22 protein-coding genes and 2 other annotated features are annotated in these 21,806 nt (G+C 47.8%); all 22 genes read left to right on the top strand.

What is annotated here, in order from left to right; all coding sequences use genetic code 11:
- Window positions 1–97: 97 nt before the first annotated feature.
- The 22 genes from J7E21_RS12680 to rpsG all read left to right on the top strand — a co-directional run bounded on the left by J7E21_RS12680 (window position 98) and on the right by rpsG (window position 21,772).
- Window positions 98–1,198, top strand: coding sequence for a PIN/TRAM domain-containing protein (locus tag J7E21_RS12680; protein WP_215108304.1), 1,101 nt, complete (start codon window positions 98–100; stop codon window positions 1,196–1,198).
- 12 nt (window positions 1,199–1,210) lie between these two features.
- Window positions 1,211–1,900, top strand: a complete 690-nt coding sequence (gene ispD / locus J7E21_RS12675) for a 2-C-methyl-D-erythritol 4-phosphate cytidylyltransferase (protein ID WP_215108302.1) — start codon at window positions 1,211–1,213, stop codon at window positions 1,898–1,900.
- 2 nt (window positions 1,901–1,902) lie between these two features.
- Window positions 1,903–2,403: a 2-C-methyl-D-erythritol 2,4-cyclodiphosphate synthase gene (ispF, locus tag J7E21_RS12670; protein ID WP_215108300.1), complete on the top strand. Its 501-nt coding sequence runs from the start codon at window positions 1,903–1,905 to the stop codon at window positions 2,401–2,403.
- 42 nt (window positions 2,404–2,445) lie between these two features.
- The gene (gene gltX / locus J7E21_RS12665; RefSeq protein WP_215108298.1) at window positions 2,446–3,909 is read left to right on the top strand and encodes a glutamate--tRNA ligase; all 1,464 of its coding nucleotides are present in this window, start codon (window positions 2,446–2,448) and stop codon (window positions 3,907–3,909) included.
- Between the two features lie 45 nt (window positions 3,910–3,954).
- Window positions 3,955–4,169: a binding site (T-box leader), on the top strand.
- 51 nt (window positions 4,170–4,220) lie between these two features.
- Window positions 4,221–4,892, top strand: coding sequence for a serine O-acetyltransferase (gene cysE, locus J7E21_RS12660; RefSeq protein WP_215108296.1), 672 nt, complete (start codon window positions 4,221–4,223; stop codon window positions 4,890–4,892).
- Complete coding sequence (gene cysS / locus J7E21_RS12655) at window positions 4,889–6,286, top strand: cysteine--tRNA ligase (RefSeq protein ID WP_215108294.1); 1,398 nt, start codon at window positions 4,889–4,891, stop codon at window positions 6,284–6,286. The genes cysE and cysS overlap by 4 nt, the downstream gene beginning before the upstream one ends.
- Window positions 6,287–6,291: 5 nt before the next feature.
- Window positions 6,292–6,708 carry a Mini-ribonuclease 3 gene (locus tag J7E21_RS12650; RefSeq protein ID WP_215108292.1) on the top strand — a complete coding sequence of 139 codons (417 nt, stop codon included), beginning with the start codon at window positions 6,292–6,294 and terminating at the stop codon, window positions 6,706–6,708.
- Window positions 6,705–7,454, top strand: a complete 750-nt coding sequence (rlmB, locus tag J7E21_RS12645; RefSeq protein WP_215108290.1) for a 23S rRNA (guanosine(2251)-2'-O)-methyltransferase RlmB — start codon at window positions 6,705–6,707, stop codon at window positions 7,452–7,454. The genes J7E21_RS12650 and rlmB overlap by 4 nt, the downstream gene beginning before the upstream one ends.
- Window positions 7,455–7,458: 4 nt before the next feature.
- Window positions 7,459–7,968, top strand: a complete 510-nt coding sequence (locus tag J7E21_RS12640; RefSeq protein ID WP_215108288.1) for an NYN domain-containing protein — start codon at window positions 7,459–7,461, stop codon at window positions 7,966–7,968.
- 71 nt (window positions 7,969–8,039) lie between these two features.
- Entirely contained in the window at window positions 8,040–8,690 is a 651-nt protein-coding gene (gene sigH, locus J7E21_RS12635) for an RNA polymerase sporulation sigma factor SigH (RefSeq protein ID WP_215108286.1), read from the top strand.
- Between the two features lie 70 nt (window positions 8,691–8,760).
- Window positions 8,761–8,907 (top strand): 50S ribosomal protein L33, encoded by a 147-nt coding sequence (gene rpmG, locus J7E21_RS12630; protein ID WP_084632681.1) that lies wholly within the window; start codon window positions 8,761–8,763, stop codon window positions 8,905–8,907.
- 60 nt (window positions 8,908–8,967) lie between these two features.
- Window positions 8,968–9,153: a preprotein translocase subunit SecE gene (secE, locus tag J7E21_RS12625; protein ID WP_215108284.1), complete on the top strand. Its 186-nt coding sequence runs from the start codon at window positions 8,968–8,970 to the stop codon at window positions 9,151–9,153.
- A 95-nt stretch (window positions 9,154–9,248) separates the two neighbouring features.
- A complete protein-coding gene (gene nusG / locus J7E21_RS12620) occupies window positions 9,249–9,782 on the top strand; it encodes a transcription termination/antitermination protein NusG (RefSeq protein WP_112233940.1) in 534 nt (177 codons plus the stop codon).
- Between the two features lie 174 nt (window positions 9,783–9,956).
- Window positions 9,957–10,382, top strand: a complete 426-nt coding sequence (gene rplK, locus J7E21_RS12615; protein ID WP_058382184.1) for a 50S ribosomal protein L11 — start codon at window positions 9,957–9,959, stop codon at window positions 10,380–10,382.
- A gap of 106 nt (window positions 10,383–10,488) precedes the next feature.
- On the top strand, window positions 10,489–11,187 hold the full coding sequence (gene rplA, locus J7E21_RS12610) for a 50S ribosomal protein L1 (protein ID WP_215108282.1): 699 nt from the start codon (window positions 10,489–10,491) through the stop codon (window positions 11,185–11,187).
- A 42-nt stretch (window positions 11,188–11,229) separates the two neighbouring features.
- Window positions 11,230–11,380, top strand: a sequence feature (ribosomal protein L10 leader region).
- 35 nt (window positions 11,381–11,415) lie between these two features.
- The gene (gene rplJ, locus J7E21_RS12605; protein ID WP_215108280.1) at window positions 11,416–11,916 is read left to right on the top strand and encodes a 50S ribosomal protein L10; all 501 of its coding nucleotides are present in this window, start codon (window positions 11,416–11,418) and stop codon (window positions 11,914–11,916) included.
- A 54-nt stretch (window positions 11,917–11,970) separates the two neighbouring features.
- Window positions 11,971–12,327, top strand: a complete 357-nt coding sequence (gene rplL / locus J7E21_RS12600) for a 50S ribosomal protein L7/L12 (protein ID WP_215108278.1) — start codon at window positions 11,971–11,973, stop codon at window positions 12,325–12,327.
- A gap of 112 nt (window positions 12,328–12,439) precedes the next feature.
- Window positions 12,440–13,042, top strand: coding sequence for a class I SAM-dependent methyltransferase (locus J7E21_RS12595; protein WP_215108276.1), 603 nt, complete (start codon window positions 12,440–12,442; stop codon window positions 13,040–13,042).
- Window positions 13,043–13,257: 215 nt separating this feature from the next.
- On the top strand, window positions 13,258–16,812 hold the full coding sequence (gene rpoB / locus J7E21_RS12590) for a DNA-directed RNA polymerase subunit beta (RefSeq protein ID WP_215108274.1): 3,555 nt from the start codon (window positions 13,258–13,260) through the stop codon (window positions 16,810–16,812).
- Window positions 16,813–16,922: 110 nt separating this feature from the next.
- A complete protein-coding gene (rpoC, locus tag J7E21_RS12585) occupies window positions 16,923–20,531 on the top strand; it encodes a DNA-directed RNA polymerase subunit beta' (RefSeq protein ID WP_215108272.1) in 3,609 nt (1,202 codons plus the stop codon).
- Window positions 20,532–20,835: 304 nt separating this feature from the next.
- Window positions 20,836–21,255: a 30S ribosomal protein S12 gene (gene rpsL / locus J7E21_RS12580; RefSeq protein WP_215108270.1), complete on the top strand. Its 420-nt coding sequence runs from the start codon at window positions 20,836–20,838 to the stop codon at window positions 21,253–21,255.
- A 46-nt stretch (window positions 21,256–21,301) separates the two neighbouring features.
- On the top strand, window positions 21,302–21,772 hold the full coding sequence (gene rpsG / locus J7E21_RS12575; protein ID WP_215108268.1) for a 30S ribosomal protein S7: 471 nt from the start codon (window positions 21,302–21,304) through the stop codon (window positions 21,770–21,772).
- Window positions 21,773–21,806: the final 34 nt, after the last annotated feature.

The raw sequence follows: 21,806 nt of genomic DNA, 5'->3' as shown, positions 1-21,806 counted from the left end.
GCAATGCCTCTTTTTTTCTATTGTTTGGGGAGTCGGGTTATGCAGAGAGTTTCATAAATAAAACGTGTATAATATCAAGGAGAAGGAGGTGCAATGGATGCTTCGGAAAATTATTCAGCTATTGTTTTTATTAATTGGCGCTACTGTTGGTATTTTGTTTTTGCCATATGCTTTTGAACTTATTTCTATCTTTAATAATCCTTGGATCAACAACCCTTACGTAGCTGCAATTGTCGGTGCTTTGATTTTTTATATCCTGTCGTTATTATTCGTCGATTCGATTGTGCATTTTATGAAATGGATGGAAGACAAACTGCTCCATGCCCCGACAGCGGACTTATTGTTTGGAACTGTTGGGATGATCATCGGGCTGGTCGTCGCGTTTTTGATCGGTTTTGCGCTCAATACGATTGATGTGCCGCTGGTGGCCACGATCGCTCCAATCATTCTTTCGGTGGTGCTCGGGTATTTAGGATTCCAAGTCGGTTTCCAAAAGCGCGATGAACTGACGAGCATGCTAGCTCCTGTGAAGTTAGCAAACGGCAAAAAGCCGGAAGATGACCCGGCAGAAAAATCGGTGTACAAATTGCTCGATACGAGCGTCATCATAGATGGTCGGATTGCGGATATTTCAGAGACCGGGTTTATGGAAGGGACGTTTGTTGTGCCGCAATTCGTCATCGCGGAGCTTCAGCATATTGCGGATTCATCGGATACTTTGAAACGCACGCGCGGCAGGCGTGGGCTTGATATTCTAAAGCGCCTGCAGACAGAGCGCATCGGTGCGATTATGATCACCGAAGAGCATTTCGGCGAGACGGCGGAGGTCGATATGAAATTGATGCGTGCGGCCCAGAAGATGGGCGGCAAAGTCGTCACCAATGATTTTAATTTGAACAAAGTATGTGAACTTCATAATGTGCCAGTGCTGAATATTAACGACCTCGCCAATGCGGTGAAACCGGTCGTCATTCCGGGTGAAGACATGCACGTTGTTGTCATCAAAGACGGCAAAGAGCAAAATCAGGGTGTGGCGTATTTGGATGATGGCACAATGATCGTCATTGAAGAAGGCAAAGGTCATATCGGTGAAGCGATTGACGTGACGGTGACGAGTGTGTTGCAGACCTCTGCCGGGCGCATGATTTTTGCCAAACCAAAAGGGCTGGCCACAAAGAAAAATGGATCAAAAAAATAAAGGATGTCTGTCATGAATTATACAGTCGTACTGCCTGCTGCTGGCAGCGGGAAGCGGATGAAAGCTAACCGCAATAAATTATTGCTCGAACTCTCTAGCAAGCCGATTTTCATTTATACATTGGAAGTGTTCGACCGCGATCCGAATTGCGACGGCATGTGGCTCGCGGTCAAAGAAGACGAGCGGCAGCTGATTGAGGACTACGTTGAGCGGTATTCAATCAAAAAAGTAAAAGGCTACGCAACAGGTGGAGCGGAGCGGCAAGACAGCGTGCGCGCCGGACTTGAAATGGTGGAGCCGTGCGATATCGTGCTGGTGCACGATGCAGCACGTCCGTTTATCAGTCCGGCTGTCATCAGCGAATTGGTACAGCAGGCAAGTGAATCGGGTGCCGCCATTGCCGGGGTGCCGGTAAAAGACACGATCAAAAAAGTGCGTGACGGGCTCATAACGGAAACGGTGGACCGGCAAGATTTGTGGATGATTCAGACGCCGCAAGCATTCCGCTACGAATTATTGCTTGAAGCGGCACTCTTAGCACAAGCGGACGCATTCCTCGGAACGGACGAAGCGATGCTCGTCGAACGGACCGGGCATGCGGTGCAAATCGTCGAAAGTACGTATGAGAACGTTAAAATGACGACACCAGATGATTTGATTTACGGAAAAGCGATTCTGGCGAGTCGATTACAGGGGGAATAGTCATGATACGAATTGGACAAGGTTACGATGTGCATCAATTGGCGGAAGGTCGGCCGTTTATTTTAGGCGGCATCGAAATCGAGCACGATCGGGGCTTGCTCGGTCATTCGGATGCGGATGTGTTATTGCATACGATTACGGATGCGGCACTTGGTGCAATCGGCGGCGGGGACATCGGCAAGCATTTCCCGGATACGGATCCGGAGTTCAAAGATGCCGATTCTCGGAAGCTGTTGACGCATATCTGGCAGCATGTAAAAGAACAGGGCTATGAGCTCGGCAATGTCGATTGCACAGTTATCGCACAAAAGCCGAAACTCGCACCATATATCGAACAAATGCGCGAATCGATCGCCGAGCTTCTCGAGGCGGACGTTTCGCAAGTGAATGTCAAAGCGACGACGTCTGAACATCTCGGCTTTACCGGACGCGAAGAGGGAATTGCAGCACTGGCAGTCATTTTGCTGAATCAGCGCCCGCTTTCGCTCGACGTTCCGGAATGATAGAATAACTAAAGGATCAAGGCAATCTTAGGAGGAAACCCAATGACACAAGAAGTACGCGTACGCTATGCACCGAGCCCGACTGGCCATCTACATATTGGCGGCGCTCGCACGGCGCTATTTAATTATTTATATGCCCGCCATATGAACGGTAAGTTCATTATCCGCATTGAAGACACTGATACGGCCCGCAATATCGAAACGGGCGTTATGTCCCAGCTCGATAATTTGAAATGGCTCGGCATCGAGCACGACGAGTCGATTGACGTGGGCGGCGAATACGGTCCTTACCGCCAGATGGAGCGTCTTGATATTTACCAGGAATATTCCGATCAGCTGTTGGCAAAAGGCGATATCTACAAATGTTTCTGTACGCCGGATACGCTGGAAAAAGAACGCGAAGCCCAGCGTGCAACGGGTGTTGCCGCGCCACAATACAGTGGGACATGCCGCAACCTGACAGCCGATGAAGTCGCAGAAAAAGAAGCGGCCGGTGAGACATATTCTTTGCGCATGAAAGTACCGGCCGATGTGAAATACGAATTCGCTGACATGGTCCGCGGTCATATTTCATTTGAGTCGAAAGATGTCGGCGACTGGGTCGTCGTCAAAACGAATGGCATTCCGACCTATAATTTCGCGGTCGTCATCGATGATCATCTCATGAAGATCACTCACGTATTCCGCGGGGAAGAGCATTTGTCGAATACGCCGAAACAGCAAATGGTTTACGATGCATTCGGCTGGGAACATCCGACTTACGGTCATATGACCTTGATCGTCAATGAAGAACGCAAAAAACTGTCGAAACGCGATGAGTCCATTTTGCAGTTCATTTCCCAGTACAAAGACCTCGGCTATATTCCGGAAGCGCTGTTTAACTTCTTTGCTCTACTCGGCTGGTCTCCAGAAGGCGAAGAAGAGATTTTCTCGAAAGAAGAATTGATCCGCATTTTTGATACCGAGCGTTTGTCGAAATCACCGTCGATGTTCGACAAGCAAAAACTGACGTGGATGAATAACCAATACATCAAGCAAATGACGCTAGAACAAGCGGTGGAATTGGCATTGCCACACTTGCAAAAAGCAGGCAAACTGCCGGAACAATTAAACGCAGAGCAAGCTGCATGGGCGGAGGAATTGATTGGCTTGTATCACGACCAATTAAGCTTCGGTGCAGAAATCGTGGAATTGTCCGACCTGTTCTTTACCGATGATCTGCAATACGGTGAAGCGGAAAAAGACGTGTTGAGCGGCGAGCAGGTGCCGGAAGTTATGGCTGCCTTTAAAGAGCAGCTGGCGTCTCTTGAAGCGTTTGAGCCGGCTGAAATCAAAGCGGCGATTAAAGCCGTGCAAAAAGCGACCGGTCATAAAGGCAAAAACCTCTTCATGCCAATCCGCGTCGTCACAACTGGACAGACCCATGGCCCGGAATTGCCGGATGCCATCGCGCTTCTCGGCAAGGACAAAGCGATTGCCCGCGTTGCCCAATATGCAGGGGCATAAAGTTTTGACTTATCGGGTGAAGCGTGTACAATGAATTTACCAATTACCAAAACGTCGACGAGAACAAGTAAGGAAAGCATGCTCCAAAGAGAGGGTCATCACAGGCTGTAAGTGACCCGGGCCGCTGCGTTCTTGAAATGCCTCTCCGAGTGCTGAGTCGAATCGAGTAGACCAGACGTTTGCCTGCGTTAAAGGCTTTCGAGAGAAAAGGGCTGGTCCCTTTTAATCAGAGTGGAACCGCGCAGCAAAGCGTCTCTGTCAAGCAATTGACGGGGGCGCTTTTTGTATTGGAACAGAAAGGAGCAAGCCGAATGTGGAAATTACTGAAAGAAGACATTGATGTTGTATTTGAACAAGACCCAGCTGCCCGCAGCTATTTTGAAGTGGTGTTCACGTATTCCGGATTGCATGCCATTTGGGGCCATCGCTTGGCGCATTTCTTTTTCAAGAAGAAACTGTTTTTCATTGCGCGGGCGATTTCGCAGATCAGCCGCTTTTTCACAGGAATCGAAATCCATCCGGGTGCAGTAATCGGCCGCCGCTTGTTCATCGACCACGGCATGGGCGTCGTCGTTGGGGAAACTTGTGAAATCGGCAATGACGTGACGCTTTATCAAGGCGTGACACTCGGGGGCACCGGGAAAGAGCGCGGCAAGCGCCATCCGACGCTCGGCGATCATGTACTGGTCGCGACGGGTGCGAAAGTACTCGGGTCGATCACAATCGGCGAAAACTCCAAAGTGGGAGCTGGTTCGGTCGTCTTGAAAGACGTGCCGCCGAATTCGACCGTTGTCGGCATTCCAGGGAAAGTCGTCATCCAGGACGGCGTAAGAGTGAAAAAACAGGATTTGAACCATCAGAATATGCCGGACCCAGTGATGGATAAATGCGACGGCATGGAAATGAAAATCGCTGCCTTGCAGCGGGAAATAAACCAATTAAAACAAGATGATCAGCGTCAGAAAGAAGGGAAACCGTTATGACTATACAGATTTTTAATTCATTGACGCGCCAAAAAGAGCTGTTCGTGCCGCTCGAAGAAGGCAAAGTGAAAATGTACGTATGCGGGCCGACCGTCTACAATTATATCCATATCGGCAACGCGCGCCCAGTCATTGTTTATGATACGGTGCGCCGTTATTTAGAATACCGCGGCTTTGATGTCAAATACGTCTCGAACTTCACTGATGTCGATGATAAATTGATCAAAGCGGCGAATGAGCTCGGAGAAGACGTGCCGGAAATTGCAGAACGCTTCATCAAAGCCTATTTTGACAATACGAAAGCGCTCGGCTGCGCAGAAGCGGACGTGCATCCGCGCGTGACCGAGCATATGCCGCAGATCGTCGAGTTTATCGAGGCGCTCATCGCAAAAGGCTATGCCTACGAATCGCAAGGAGATGTCTATTACCGGACGCGTAAATTCGATGGATATGGAAAGTTGTCCCATCAATCGGTCGATGAACTGAAAATCGGTGCACGCATCGAAGCAGGCGACAAAAAGCAGGATGCGCTCGATTTCGTCCTATGGAAAGCGGCAAAACCGAACGAAATTTCCTGGGACAGCCCATGGGGTCAAGGGCGCCCAGGCTGGCATATCGAATGCTCGGTCATGGCGCGTGAGCACTTAGGCGATACGATCGATATCCATGCGGGCGGACAAGACCTCACATTCCCGCACCATGAAAACGAAATCGCCCAATCGGAAGCCTATACAGGCAAACCGTTTGCGCGTTATTGGATGCATAACGGGTATATCAATATTGAAAACGAAAAAATGTCGAAGTCATTGAATAATTTCGTGCTCGTCAACGATATTTTGAAAGAACTCGACCCGCAAGTGCTGCGGCTCTTTATGCTGTCGGTGCATTACCGCCATCCGATCAATTATTCCAAGCATCTGGTGGAAGATGCACAAGCGGGCATGGAGCGGATCCGCACCGCCTACAGTAATGTCAAGTACCGCTTAGAGCACTCGGCGGACCTCGGCGACCATGATGACATTTGGTTGTCGAAAATCGATGCCATCAAAAACCAATTCATCGAAGCGATGGATGATGATTTCAATACGGCGAACGCCATTTCCAAGCTGTTCGACCTTGCGAAACTTGCCAATACGTATTTGCTCGAAAAGCAAACAACCGAATCGGTGCTGGGGTCATTGATCGATGTGTTTGATGAATTGGCCGGATTGCTTGGATTGCCGTTTGCGCAAGTGGAGCTTTTGGATGATGAAGTCGAAGCCTTATTGGAAGAACGCATCGAGGCGCGCAAAAACCGCGACTTTGCACGGTCAGATGAAATCCGCGACCACTTGAAAGATCAGAGCATCATTTTGGAAGACACAGCGCAAGGTACGCGCTGGAAGAGAGGCTAAATCGAATGGTGTTGCGAAAACAAGACGTAGACCAATTGAATGCGCTGGCGCTCGCTTATATGGGAGATGCGGTATACGAGACGGCAGTGCGTGCCCATTTGCTGAAAGCCGGACGCGTCCGGCCGAACACGCTGCATCGCCTGTCGACTGCTTTCGTCTCGGCGAAAGCCCAAGCATTCGTCTTGAAGCGCTTTGTCGATGAAGGGGTCTTGACAGAAACGGAACTGGCCATCATGCGCCGCGGCCGCAATGCGAAATCCGGTTCGGTACCAAGAAATACAGATGTCCAGACCTATAATTTCAGTACCGCTTTTGAAGCGGTGCTGGGATGGCTATACTTAAAAGAAGAGCAGGAGCGGCTGGATGAATTGATCGATTACGCTATCATCATTGCCGAAGAGCCGAGAGGAGTAGTCAAATGACAGAAGAAACGCCTGAAATCATCGGGGGCAAAAACCCGGTAGTCGAAGCGTTGCGCGCCAAGCGTGACATGAACAAAATCTGGATTGCAGAGGGCGTCCAGAAAAAAGGCATTGCGGAATTATTGCAACTGGCCAAAGAACAAAAAGTGCTCGTGCAGTTCGTCCCGAAAAAGAAAATCGACGGCTTGACCGACACGAATCATCAAGGGATTGCAGCAGCAGTCGCAGCATATCACTATGCAGAGCTGGAGGAACTGTTCGAAAAAGCCAAAGAAATGCAGGAAGATCCGTTTTTCCTCATCTTGGACGAACTCGAAGATCCGCATAATTTGGGGTCGATCATGCGCACGGCAGATGCCATCGGCGTTCACGGTTTGATCATTCCGCAGCGCCGTGCGGTCGGTTTGACAGGCGTCGTAGCAAAATCATCAACCGGGGCGATTGAACACGTGCCGGTCGTGCGCGTCAATAATTTATCACAAACGGTCGACGAATTGAAAAAGCGTGGTGTCTGGATTGCCGGCACCGATGCAAAAGAATCGGTCGATTACCGGCAGATGGATGCAACCTTGCCGCTCGCAGTCATTATCGGCAGCGAAGGCAAAGGGATGAGCCGCATCTTGCGCGAGAAATGCGATTTCCTCTATCAATTGCCGATGGTCGGCCACGTGACATCCTTGAACGCTTCGGTGGCGGCGAGCCTGTTGATGTACGAAGTCTACCGCAAGCGCCATCCGCTCGGGTGACGCCATGAACATTTTGCTGGTGGATGGCTATAACATCATTGGCGATTGGGCAGAGCTGAAAGCGCTGAAGAAAGAACGCTTGGCAGATGCCCGGGATCGGCTGATCGAACGGATGGCCGAGTACCGGAGTTTTAAAGGGTGGCGGGTCATAATCGTCTTCGATGCCCATCTCGTGCCGGGCATCGAAGCAAAAAATTTGCACAGCGACGTGGAAGTGATTTTCACTCGCGGCAATGAAACGGCCGATGAGCGGATTGAGAAGCTGGCGATCAGCCTCAGCACCCGACGCGACCAAATTTATGTCGCCACGTCCGACTCGACCGAGCAATGGGTCATTTTTGCCAAAGGGGCTTTGCGCATTTCCGCGCGTGAGCTGGAAATCGAAATGGAAGAAATCGAAAAGCGCATCTCCAAGAAAGTGCGGGAGATTCAAGAACAGCGCTCCATTTCGAAGATTCAGCTTGAAGAGGAAATAGCGGAAATTTTCGAAAAATGGCGCCGGGGTCTCAAATGAACGGTTGACGCTCAATTTTTACTTCCTGTATACTGGAAATATCGAGGCTCACCCAATCGGAGGGATCACCCGTGGAAAATCACGAGCAAGTTCGAAACCGGAGTTTTACTGAAATGGCAGACGAAGAACTTGTCGCTGTTGTCCATAGTGGCAATACGGAAGCGTTAGATTTTCTTATTACCAAGTTTCGCCCGTTTGTGCGAATGAAAGCCCGTTCTTATTTTCTTATCGGCGCAGATAAAGAAGACATCATCCAAGAGGGGATGATCGGCTTATACAAAGCGATACGCGATTTCAAAAGCGACAAGCTGTCGTCGTTCCGTGCATTTGCGGAATTGTGCATCGTCCGCCAAATCATCACCGCAATCAAAACCGCGACGCGCCAAAAGCATATTCCGCTGAATTCCTATGTCTCGCTCGATAAGCCGATCTATGATGAGGAATCAGACCGTACCTTAATGGACGTTCTTGCGGGAAGCGGTGGCGATGATCCTGAAGAGCTGATGATCCATAACGAGGAATTCCGCTATATGGAAGGCAAAATGGACGAAGTGCTGAGTGAGCTCGAACGCGAAGTGCTGACTCTATATCTCGATGGGCAGTCTTACCAGGAAATCTCCGAGAAGCTGGAACGGCATGTCAAATCCATCGATAATGCGCTGCAGCGGGTCAAGCGTAAGCTCGAGCGCCATCTGCAAGCGAGTGAAAGCCGGACCTACTGACGACTATTGACATCATGTTTTGATGATGATACTCTTGAAAAAGCTGTAAAATAGAGCAGGGTGAGAAAAAATGGCTAAAAAGATTGTGTTGAGCTGCTCGAAATGTGCATCCCGTAATTACACGGTGCCCGCGAAAGCGGATTCAAGCACACGTTTGGAACTCAAAAAATTTTGCGCTCATTGCAACGAGCATACCGTGCATAAACAAACGAAATAACTTTTCTTTTGAATGCCGGGCGATATAGAGTGATTTTGAAATTCGGAGGTTTTTACGATAATGGGTAACATTGGCGAATTCTTTAAAAATGTCGTTTCGGAAATGAGGAAAGTCAGCTGGCCAAAACGCAAGGAACTGACGCGCTATACAATCGTCGTCTTGTCAACGGTCATTTTCATGGCTCTTTTCTTCGCAGTGATCGATGCCGGCATCTCGGAATTATTCCGTTGGTTCCTAGCGCTATAAGTCATCAGAATAACGCATGAAAATAGCCCGTCATTCCATGGAACGGGTTTTTTCATTTGCAAAAAAGGAGGGATGGACGCTAAGTCCGCTCGATTATGGAAAAAAATTGGTATGTAGTCCATACGTATTCCGGTTATGAAAACAAGGTTAAAGCAAACTTGGAAAAGCGCGTAGAAACAATGGGGATGGAAGATCTGATCTTCCGCGTCATTATCCCGGAAGAGCAAGAAACAGATTTTAAAGACGGCAAAAAACGCACCGTCATGCGCAAAACCTTCCCGGGTTATGTGCTCGTCGAATTGATCATGACGGATGAGTCATGGTATGTCGTGCGCAATACGCCTGGTGTGACCGGCTTTATCGGTTCGTCAGGCGGGGGAGCCAAACCGACGCCACTGCTCGAAGAGGAAGTCGATTTCATCCTTAAGCAAATGGGCATGACCGAGCGCAAAGTGGACATAGACTTCGCGGTAGCGGATACGGTCGAAGTGATGGAAGGGCCATTCGCCAACTTCCAGGGCAAGGTTGAAGAAATCGACGACACGAAAGGCAAAGTCAAAGTATCGATCGACATCTTCGGGCGTGAAACAAAAATGGAGCTCGATTTCGAACAGGTGCAAAAAGTATAGAATCTGCCCTTGCTATTTTTTTGCAACGGTGGTATCATTTCATAGGTCAGACTGCCAAAGCGCAACGTCTGTACAAACCAATTAATTCTATCAACGAAAATTCAAGTTGACGGACAGATATGAGTGGGAGGGGCAACCCTATTACCACATCACGGACTTAAGGAGGTGTGTTTCGTGGCTAAAAAAGTAGTTAAAGTCGTAAAATTGCAGATCCCTGCAGCAAAAGCTAACCCAGCGCCGCCAGTAGGACCGGCATTAGGTCAAGCAGGTGTGAACATCATGGGCTTCTGTAAAGAATTCAACGCGCGTACTGCTGAGCAAGCAGGACTTATTATTCCGGTTGAGATTTCAGTATTTGAAGACCGTTCATTTACATTCATTACGAAAACTCCGCCAGCTGCAGTTCTTCTAAAGAAAGCAGCAGGTATCGAATCAGGTTCAGGCGAACCAAACCGTAATAAAGTAGCGACTGTGAAACGCGATCAAGTTCGCGAAATCGCAGAAACTAAAATGCCAGATCTAAATGCTGCTTCAGTAGAAGCTGCAATGTTGATGGTTGAAGGTACTGCTCGCAGCATGGGCATTACAATCGAAGACTAATTTCAAGAAGTTGTTTTTGGATGGGTTGCGCAGTTCAACGCGAACAGCGCAGCCCTTAATCGTGGGAGGTTCAATCCGTTAGACCACAACAAGGAGGACGTTTAAAATGGCTAAAACAGGCAAAAAGCTGCAAGAAGCAGCAAAATTGATCGACCGTTCGAAGTTTTACGAAGCGAAAGAAGCTATCGAGCTTGCGAAAAAAACAAGCACAGTTAACTTCGACGCTACTGTAGAAGTCGCTTTCCGTCTAGGAATCGACACGCGTAAAAATGATCAGCAAATCCGTGGGGCAGTCGTGCTTCCAAATGGTACTGGTAAAACTCAGAGCGTTTTGGTTTTCGCTAAAGGCGACAAACTGAAAGAAGCTGAAGAAGCAGGAGCTGACTTTGTCGGTGATGCTGAATACATCCAAAAAATCCAACAAGGCTGGTTCGATTTCGACGTCATCGTTGCAACTCCAGACATGATGGGTGAAGTTGGTAAACTTGGGCGCGTTCTTGGGCCAAAAGGCTTGATGCCAAACCCGAAAACAGGCACTGTTACATTTGATGTAACAAAAGCTGTTCAAGAAATCAAGGCTGGTAAAGTGGAATACCGCGCTGACAAAGCCGGCATCATCCACGCACCGATCGGCAAAGTATCTTTCGCAGACGACAAGCTTGCGGAAAACTTGCAGGCAATCTATGACGTGGTTCTTAAAGCGAAGCCAGCTTCTTCTAAAGGCACGTACATGAAATCCCTAAACGTAACGACTACAATGGGACCTGCTATTAAAGTAGACCCTGCAAAAGTAGTAGTTAAATAAAATATTGACATTCTTTCACAACTTCGCTATACTGGCGAGGTTGTGAAATAACCATTTGTACCGCAGACAGTAGGGGCGGCTTGCCGCTTAATAAATCCCTGCCGAGGACATGATGAATTCAGATTCCATCTTTATTGATGCTGATTTTATGCCTCTGTGTCTGCACTGGACCAGAGGCTTTTCTTATGGACGGACGGTATGAATGACAAATCTATAGGAGGTGCCCATATGAGCAAAGCTATTGAAACGAAAAAAGTTGTTGTGCAAACAATCGCTGACAAGTTCGAAGCTGCAGCATCCGTTGTCGTTGTCGATTACCGCGGTTTGAACGTTGCGCAACTTACTGAACTTCGTAAACAGCTTCGTGAAGAAAACGTCGAGTTCAAAGTTTACAAAAACTCCATGACTCGCCGCGCGACAGAAATGCATGGCCTTGAAGCGATCAACGAACATTTCACAGGACCAAACGCTATCGCGTTCTCAAACGAAGATGTCGTTGCTCCTGCGCGAATCATCAACAAATTCGCTAAAGTCAACGAAGCACTAGAAATCAAAGCTGGTATCATTGAAGGCAATGTTGCATCTGCAGATGAAATGAAAGCTCTTGCTGAACTTCCATCCCGCGATGGCCTATTGTCTATGCTACTCAGTGTACTACAAGCTCCAGTCCGCAACTTCGCTGCTACTACAAAAGCAGTTGCAGACCAAAAAGAAGAACAGGGCGCTTAATCAGTCGGTTTCCTGAGCAACACAAAAAATTACCTATCATAGGAGGAAATTATAATGACACAAGAACAAATTTTAGACGCAATCAAAGAAATGACAGTTCTTCAACTTAACGACCTAGTAAAAGCAATCGAAGATGAGTTCGGCGTAACTGCAGCTGCACCAGTTGCTGCAGCTGGTGCTGTTGCTGTTGAAGAAGAACAAACTGAGTTCGACGTAGTTCTCAACGCTGCTGGCGACCAAAAAATCAAAGTCATCAAAGCAGTGCGTGAAGTAACTGGTCTTGGTCTTAAAGAAGCGAAAGCTCTTGTAGACGAAGCTCCTAAAGCTATCAAAGAAGGCGCTACTAAAGAAGAAGCTGAAGAAATCAAAGGCAAACTTGAAGAAGTTGGCGCTTCTGTAGAAGTTAAGTAATCTAACTAAACTATAAGAAAGAAAGCTCGTCAGTATTCACCGACGGGCTTTTTCTTCTTTTTAAATCCAATCCGGCAACTGCCGAGATTGCATGATGGAAGGAGGGCTTCGCATGTCCCAACATTATTATTCCAAAAATCCTCAAACCAAAAGCAATCCTCAAGAGTGGACCAACACATTGCGAGGCGAGACGTTCCGGTTTCAGACGGATTCAGGCGTTTTCAGCAAAAGTGAGGTCGATTTCGGTTCACGTTTATTGATTGAGGCGTTTGAAGAGCCGGGCATAGAAGGATCAGTCCTTGATGTCGGCTGTGGGTATGGGCCGATCGGAATGGCCATCGCCAAAGCATTTCCCCAAAGACACGTTCATATGGTTGATGTCAACGCTAGAGCCGTTGAACTCGCACAAAAAAACACCGTATTAAACGGTGTTGAAAATGTTTCTATCTATGAAAGTGATAGGCTTGTCAATGTCACGCAACAAGAATTTGCCGCGATCTTAACGAATCCGCCGATCCGCGCGGGAAAAGAGACTGTATTCCGGTTTTATGAAGAAGCGTATAGCAAGCTCGCACGTTCCGGCTCGTTGTGGGTGGTCATCCAGAAAAAACAGGGAGCCCCTTCGACGCAAGAGAAATTGCAGGAGTTGTTCGGTGACGTCCGCATCGCCGAAAAGAAGAAAGGTTACTTTATTTTTGAAGCCAGAAAAATTTGACTTGACAAATTGCTTGTGATATTATAATAAAATGCAAAAAATATTATTTTGAGGTCGTTTGCCCTTTTTCGGGCATAGCATGGCGGCCCGTTTGAACATGTGTAAACCGGAAATGAGCTCATATGCGGTCTCGTTTTCTTTTGTCTTTTCGATATCATACACTATTTTACAGATATCGCAAAGTCCTATAATCGTTTTATTGAGGGGTGAATAAGTTGACAGGTCAACTAGTTCAGTACGGTCAGCATCGTCAACGCAGAAGTTTTTCGAGAATCAGTGAAGTGCTGGATCTCCCGAATCTGATCGAGATCCAATCGTCTTCTTACGAATGGTTCTTGGAAGAAGGGCTCCGTGAAATGTTCCGCGACATTTCACCAATCGAAGATTTCACAGGAAATCTATCTTTGGAATTTGTCGATTATAGCCTGTCAGATCCGAAATATCCAGTCGATGAATCGAAAGAGCGCGACGTTACTTATGCAGCGCCACTCCGCGTAAAAGTGCGCCTGCACAACAAAGAAACCGACGAAGTGAAAGAACAAGATGTCTTTATGGGTGATTTCCCATTGATGACTGAAACTGGAACTTTTGTTATTAACGGAGCGGAACGCGTCATTGTTTCCCAATTGGTCCGCTCGCCAAGTGTTTACTTCCATGACAAAACAGACAAAAACGGCAAAAGAGGTTTCGGCGCTACTGTCATTCCAAACCGTGGGGCATGGCTGGAGTATGAAACCGATGCAAAAGATGTCGTATACGTCCGGATCGACCGCACGCGTAAATTACCGGTTACGGTGCTTTTGCGTGCGCTAGGATTCGGGTCCGACCAAGAAATCATCGAATTGCTTGGCGACAACGAATACTTGCAAAACACGCTGGATAAAGACAACACTGAGAATACAGAAAAAGCGCTTCTCGAGATTTATGAGCGCCTGCGTCCTGGAGAACCACCGACAGTAGAGAGCGCTAAAAGTTTGCTTTACTCTCGCTTTTTCGACCCAAAACGCTATGATCTGGCAAATGTCGGTCGCTACAAAATGAACAAAAAGCTTCACATCAAAAATCGTTTGTTCAACCAGACGATTGCAGAAACGCTCGTCGATCCGGAAACAGGTGAAATTTTGGTGGAAGCTGGAACAGTCATTGACCGTCGCGTGCTTGACCGCTTGATTCCAAACTTGGAAAACGGCGTCGGATTCCACACAGTATCTCAAGCTGGAGGCGTGCTGGAAGACGATGTAACGCTTCAGTCCATTAAAATCTATGCGCCAAATGACGAAGAGCAAAAAGAAATCACCGTCATCAGCAACGCATATATAGAAGATAAGATTAAAAACGTAACGCCGGCTGACATCATCTCTTCCATTAGTTATTTCTTTAACTTGTTGCATGGGGTCGGCAATACCGATGATATTGATCACCTCGGAAACCGTCGTTTGCGTTCAGTCGGTGAGCTTTTGCAGAACCAGTTCCGTATCGGGTTGTCCCGTATGGAACGCGTAGTGCGCGAGCGCATGTCGATCAATGATACGCAATCAATCGTTCCGCAGCAATTGATCAATATCCGTCCGGTTATTGCATCGATTAAAGAGTTTTTCGGCAGTTCCCAATTGTCCCAGTTTATGGACCAAACGAACCCGCTTGCTGAATTGACGCATAAACGCCGTCTATCTGCGCTTGGGCCCGGTGGTTTGACGCGTGAGCGCGCAGGTTTTGAAGTGCGTGACGTTCACTACTCCCACTATGGCCGTATGTGTCCGATTGAAACGCCTGAGGGCCCGAACATCGGCTTGATCAACACGCTGTCGACGTTCGCGAAAGTGAATAAATTCGGCTTTATCGAAACGCCGTACCGTCGCGTTGATCCGGAAACGAACAAAGTCACCGACCAAATTGATTATTTGACGGCTGATGAAGAAGATAATTACGTCGTAGCACAGGCGAATTCAAGATTGAACGAAGACGGCTCATTTATAGAAGAAGAAGTGGTTGCCCGTTTCCGTGGTGAAAACACGGTGTACAAACAATCAAGCATCGACTACATGGACGTTTCACCTAAGCAAGTCGTGTCTGTTGCAACTGCGTGTATTCCGTTCCTTGAAAATGATGACTCCAACCGTGCTTTAATGGGCGCGAACATGCAGCGCCAAGCTGTGCCTCTCATGAACCCGGAAGCACCATTTGTCGGAACAGGAATGGAGCATCTTGCTGCACGTGATTCCGGTGCTGCTGTGACCGCGAAGAATGAAGGTATCGTTGAGTTTGTTGAAGCGAAAGAAATTCGTGTTCGCCGCATCGAAAACGTAGAAGGCAATGAAGTCAAAGGCGACCTTGATACGTATCGCCTGCAGAAATTCGTCCGTTCGAACCAGGGAACCAGCTATAACCAACGCCCGATTGTTAAAGTCGGCGACCGTGTAGCAAGACGCGATATTCTCGCAGATGGTCCTTCGATGGAACGCGGGGAAATGGCTCTTGGCCGCAACGTCTTGGTCGGCTTCATGACGTGGGACGGCTTTAACTATGAGGATGCAATCATCATGAGTGAGCGTCTCGTGAAAGATGACGTTTATACATCCATCCATATCGAAGAATACGAATCAGACTCCCGTGATACAAAACTCGGGCCTGAAGAAATTACGCGTGATATTCCAAACGTCGGCGAAGATGCACTGCGCAACTTGGACGACCGCGGCATTATCCGTGTCGGTGCTGAAGTGAAAGACGGCGACATTCTCGTCGGGAAAGTAACGCCTAAAGGGGTTACGGAACTGACAGCAGAAGAACGCTTGCTTCACGCGATTTTCGGTGAAAAAGCACGCGAAGTGCGTGATACATCCTTGCGTGTGCCTCATGGTGCAGGCGGAATCGTGCTCGATGTGAAGATTTTCAACCGTGAAGACGGCGACGAATTGCCGCCAGGCGTTAACCAATTGGTCCGCGCATATATCGTCCAGAAGCGGAAAATTTCCGTTGGGGATAAAATGGCCGGCCGTCACGGAAACAAAGGTGTTATCTCCCGCATTTTGCCGGAAGAAGATATGCCGTTCATGCCGGATGGCACACCAATCGATATCATGTTGAACCCGCTTGGCGTTCCGTCTCGTATGAACATCGGCCAGGTGCTCGAACTTCACCTTGGTATGGCTTCCCGTTCTCTAGGGCTTCACATGGCTTCGTCAGTATTTGATGGAGCAAACGAAGAAGATGTCTGGGAAACAATGGAAGAATCAGGTATGCCGCGCGACGGAAAAACTATCCTTTATGATGGCCGTTCCGGTGAACCGTTCGATAACCGCGTATCCGTCGGAATCATGTATATGATCAAACTGGCGCACATGGTTGACGATAAACTCCATGCTCGTTCAACTGGACCTTACTCGCTAGTTACACAGCAACCACTCGGTGGTAAAGCGCAATTTGGCGGTCAGCGTTTCGGGGAGATGGAAGTTTGGGCACTAGAAGCATATGGTGCTGCACACACACTTCAGGAAATCCTGACAGTTAAATCCGATGACGTTGTCGGCCGTGTGAAAACCTATGAAGCTATTGTCAAAGGCGAAAGTGTTCCAGAGCCAAGTGTTCCGGAATCCTTCAAAGTATTGATCAAAGAGCTTCAAAGTTTAGGCATGGACGTCAAAATGCTGACAATCGACGATGAAGAAATCGAATTGCGCGATTTGGACGAAGAAGATGAGCTGCAACCTGCAGACTCACTCAATATCTTGCCAATCGCTGATGAAGAATCGACAGTAGGAACGATTGAATAAAGTATATATAGAAGAAACCGTTCGGCAAAACGCCGGACGGCAACTCATCGATCTAGCCATTACCGAGGAAGAGCCGTACAGAAACTCGAGACAAAAGGGAGGTAGGCTCCTTGATAGATGTAAATAATTTTGAGTATATGAAAATCGGATTAGCATCACCCGATAAAATTCGCTCATGGTCCTATGGGGAAGTCAAGAAACCAGAAACAATTAACTACCGTACGTTAAAGCCTGAGAAAGACGGCTTGTTCTGTGAACGTATTTTCGGTCCTACAAAAGACTGGGAATGCCATTGCGGAAAATACAAGCGTGTCCGTTATAAAGGTGTCGTCTGTGATCGTTGCGGCGTCGAAGTAACCCGTTCAAAAGTGCGCCGCGAGCGCATGGGCCATATCGAGCTTGCAGCACCGGTTTCCCATATTTGGTATTTCAAAGGAATTCCAAGCCGCATGGGCCTTATCTTGGATATGTCCCCGCGTTCTTTGGAAGAGGTTATCTACTTTGCTTCTTACGTAGTCATCGATCCGGCTGATACGCCGCTCGAGAAAAAACAATTGCTCTCCGAAAAAGAATATCGCGCATACCGCGATAAATTCGGCAAAAAATTCCAAGCAGCGATGGGTGCTGAAGCAATCAAACGTTTGCTGCAGGAAATCGACTTGGAGCGTGAAACAGATGCACTGAAAGAAGAGCTTAAATCTGCTCAAGGCCAGCGCCGCACACGTGCGATTAAACGCCTTGAAGTAGTAGAGTCTTTCCGTAACTCTGGAAACAACCCAGATTGGATGATTTTGGATGTTCTGCCGGTTATTCCGCCAGAATTGCGTCCGATGGTGCAGCTTGACGGCGGCCGTTTTGCGACTTCCGATTTAAACGACCTGTACCGCCGCGTCATCAACCGGAACAACCGCCTCAAGCGCTTGCTTGACCTTGGTGCACCGAGCATCATCGTTCAGAACGAAAAGCGTATGCTACAAGAAGCAGTTGATGCCTTAATCGACAACGGCCGTCGCGGTCGTCCTGTTACAGGACCTGGTAACCGTCCATTGAAATCTCTTTCTCATATGTTGAAAGGGAAGCAAGGGCGCTTCCGCCAGAACTTGCTCGGAAAACGTGTCGATTATTCTGGGCGTTCTGTAATCGTCGTTGGTCCGAACTTGAAAATGTACCAATGTGGTCTGCCGAAAGGCATGGCGATTGAACTGTTCAAACCTTTTGTTATGAAAGAATTGGTTGAACGCGGACTCGCACATAACATCAAGAGCGCGAAACGTAAAATCGAGCGTCTCCATTCGGAAGTTTGGGACGTACTTGAAGATGTCATCAAGGAGCATCCGGTTCTTCTGAACCGCGCACCGACGCTTCACAGATTGGGTATCCAAGCATTTGAACCGACACTAGTTGAAGGTAAGGCAATCCGTCTTCACCCGCTCGTTTGTACGGCTTACAACGCCGACTTTGATGGTGATCAAATGGCAGTTCACGTGCCGCTTTCATCTGAAGCGCAAGCAGAAGCACGCCTTCTAATGCTCGCAGCACAGAACATCTTGAACCCGAAAGACGGTAAACCAGTCGTAACGCCTTCTCAGGATATGGTTCTCGGAAACTACTACTTAACGCTTGAGCGCAAAGGCGCGACGGGCGAAGGTGCGACATTCTCCGGACCGGAAGAAGTGCTGATCGCTTACCAAACTGGGCATGTGCATTTGCACACGCGTATTGCGGTTCAAGCCGGCTCTGTCAACAACCCGACGTTTACGGAAGAACAAAACAAAATGCTTCTTTTGACTACGGTCGGAAAAGTGATTTTCAATGAAATTCTTCCGAAATCGTTCCCGTATATTAACGAACCGACGGATTACAATCTGCAAGTGGAAACACCTGCGAAGTACTTTGCGCCAACTACGACAGATATTCGCAAATATTTCAAAGAGGCAGAGCTTGTAACGCCGTTCAAAAAGAAAATCCTTGGGGAAATCATTGCAGAAGTATTCAAACGTTTCCATATTACGGAAACTTCACGCATGCTTGATCGCATGAAGAGCCTTGGATTCAAATATTCTACACAAGCCGGTATTACGGTCGGCGTAGCAGATATCGTGGTTTTGCCGGATAAAGGCGAAATACTCGTAGAAGCTCAAGCCAATGTGGATAAAGTGATGAAGCAATTCCGCCGTGGATTGATTACGGAAGAAGAGCGCTACACACGCGTTATCTCTTACTGGAGCAGAGCTAAGGATGTCATTCAAGAAAAACTGATGGCGTCTCTTGATACGCTCAACCCGATTTACATGATGAGTGATTCTGGAGCGCGTGGTAACGCGTCCAACTTCACGCAACTTGCAGGTATGCGCGGACTCATGGCCAACCCGGCTGGACGAATTATCGAACTGCCGATCAAATCTTCTTTCCGTGAAGGTCTGACAGTACTCGAATACTTCATCTCGACTCACGGTGCCCGTAAAGGTCTTGCCGATACAGCATTGAAAACAGCTGACTCCGGTTACTTGACGCGCCGCCTTGTTGATGTTGCCCAAGATGCGATCGTCCGAGAAAATGATTGCGGCACTGACCGCGGTCTCTTAGTTGGGGCACTCATGGAAGGCACGGAAGTAATCGAAGAGTTAGAAGAACGGATTGTCGGCCGTCATGCTAAGAAAACAATTCGCCATCCTGAAACAAAAGAAGTGATAGTGGAGAGAGATGCGCTCATTACAGAAAATCTGGCTCGCATCATTATAGAGACTGGCCTTAAAGAAGTGACGATCCGCTCTGCATTCACTTGTAATACAAAACACGGAATTTGCAAAAAATGCTATGGTACGAACCTTGCAACAGGCGACGAAGTGGAAGTCGGCGAAGCAGTCGGAATCATCGCTGCCCAGTCGATCGGTGAGCCAGGTACACAGCTTACAATGCGTACGTTCCACACAGGCGGTGTTGCAGGAGACGATATTACACAAGGTTTGCCGCGTATCCAAGAGATCTTCGAGTCAAGAAATCCGAAAGGCCAGGCAGTTATTTCCGAAATCACCGGTACGATTACTGAGATTGAGGAAATCCGCGAAGGCCAGAAGGAAGTCACGATTCAAGGTGATGTGGAAACCCGCAAATACTTGACACCTTATAATGTGCGCTTGAAGGTTCAAGTAGATGATACAATTCAACGCGGTGAAGTGATGACAGATGGTTCCATCGATCCGAAGCAGTTGCTTCAAGTGAAAGAAGTTCTATCTGTTCAATTGTATCTATTGAAAGAAGTTCAAAAAGTTTACCGCATGCAAGGGGTAGAAATCGGCGATAAGCACATTGAAGTTATGGTTCGTCAAATGTTCCGTAAAGTCCGTGTCATTGAAGCTGGAGATACCGACTTGTTGCCAGGTTCTCTTCTTGACATTCACCAGTTCACAGAAGCGAATGAAAAAGCAGTGCTTGCCGGCAATATGCCAGCAACTAGCCGACCTGTTATCCTCGGGATCACGAAAGCTTCCCTTGAAACAGAATCGTTCTTGTCTGCTGCGTCCTTCCAAGAGACGACCCGTGTCCTTACCGATGCGGCGATCAAAGGGAAACGCGATGAGCTTCTTGGCCTGAAAGAGAATGTCATCATCGGGAAACTGGTTCCTGCAGGGACTGGCATGCAACGTTACCGTCAGATTGAAATCGAGCAAAGCGAAAAGAAAGCTCAGCGAGAAGAAATCGTCGGAAGCGAATCCTAAGATGAACAATGAAATTCCCGGAGGGCTATCAGCTCTCTGGGGATTTTTTAAATTACAGTTGACAGTGGCAAGGGAAGGATGATAGTATATTGAAGGTTGATGATTGTCGATCTCTGCATGTCGGGAAGATGATTGTCAGGTACGAAGCAAAACAGTAAAAGCGTTCAGCTTTGCTGGATGTAGCCATTATGGCATTACTGGATATCGGTTTTTGTGTGAAATCACAAAGACTTTGTTTTTTACCCAAAAATGAACCACCTGGATATGTGGTATTAGAAAACCTTTTGAGAGGAGGAAAAAATCGATGCCTACAATTAACCAATTGGTTAGCAAGCCTCGTAAACCGAAAAGCTCTAAATCAGGCTCACCAGCGTTGAACAAGGGGTATAACAGCTTTAAGAAGTCTCAGACTAACTTGAGCTCTCCACAAAAACGCGGAGTCTGCACACGTGTTGGAACAATGACACCGAAAAAACCAAACTCCGCATTGCGTAAATATGCGCGTGTACGTTTGACAAACCAAATTGAGGTCAATGCATACATCCCGGGCGAAGGCCACAACCTTCAAGAGCACAGTGTTGTTCTTATCCGTGGAGGACGCGTAAAAGACCTTCCGGGTGTACGTTACCATATCGTACGCGGAGCGCTTGATACTGCTGGAGTAAGCGGCCGTATGCAAGGACGTTCTAAGTATGGAACAAAACGCCCTAAAGTAAAAAAATAACCTAAGAATGATTTAACGATAATTTTCGTTGAAAGGAGGAACATACATGCCTCGTAAAGGTCCTGTAGCTAAACGTGACGTATTGCCAGATCCGATTTATAGCTCGAAATTGGTAACTCGTTTGATTAACAAATTGATGGTTGATGGAAAAAGAGGTACTTCACAAAAGATCCTCTACGGTGCGTTCGAACTAATTAAAGAACGCAGCGGGAAAGATCCACTTGAAGTATTCGAACAAGCGTTGGAAAACATCATGCCGGTTCTTGAAGTTCGTGCTCGCCGCGTTGGTGGTGCTAACTATCAAGTACCAGTTGAAGTTCGCCCAGAACGCCGTACGACTCTTGGACTTCGCTACCTAGTGAAATTCTCACGTCTTCGTGGGGAGAAAACTATGGAAGAGCGTCTAGCAAATGAAATCCTAGATGGTGCCAACAACACTGGTGCTTCCGTCAAAAAACGTGAAGATATCCACAAAATGGCAGAAGCCAACAAAGCATTTGCTCATTACCGCTGGTAATTTCTTGCGAAACTTAAAATCTTATTTCGAGACG

The organism is Planococcus sp. ISL-109 (genome assembly GCF_018613655.1).
Taxonomy (GTDB): domain Bacteria; phylum Bacillota; class Bacilli; order Bacillales_A; family Planococcaceae; genus Planococcus.
The sequence above is the reverse complement of the archived record's forward strand: the minus strand, read 5'-3'. Positions and strand labels throughout refer to the sequence as shown.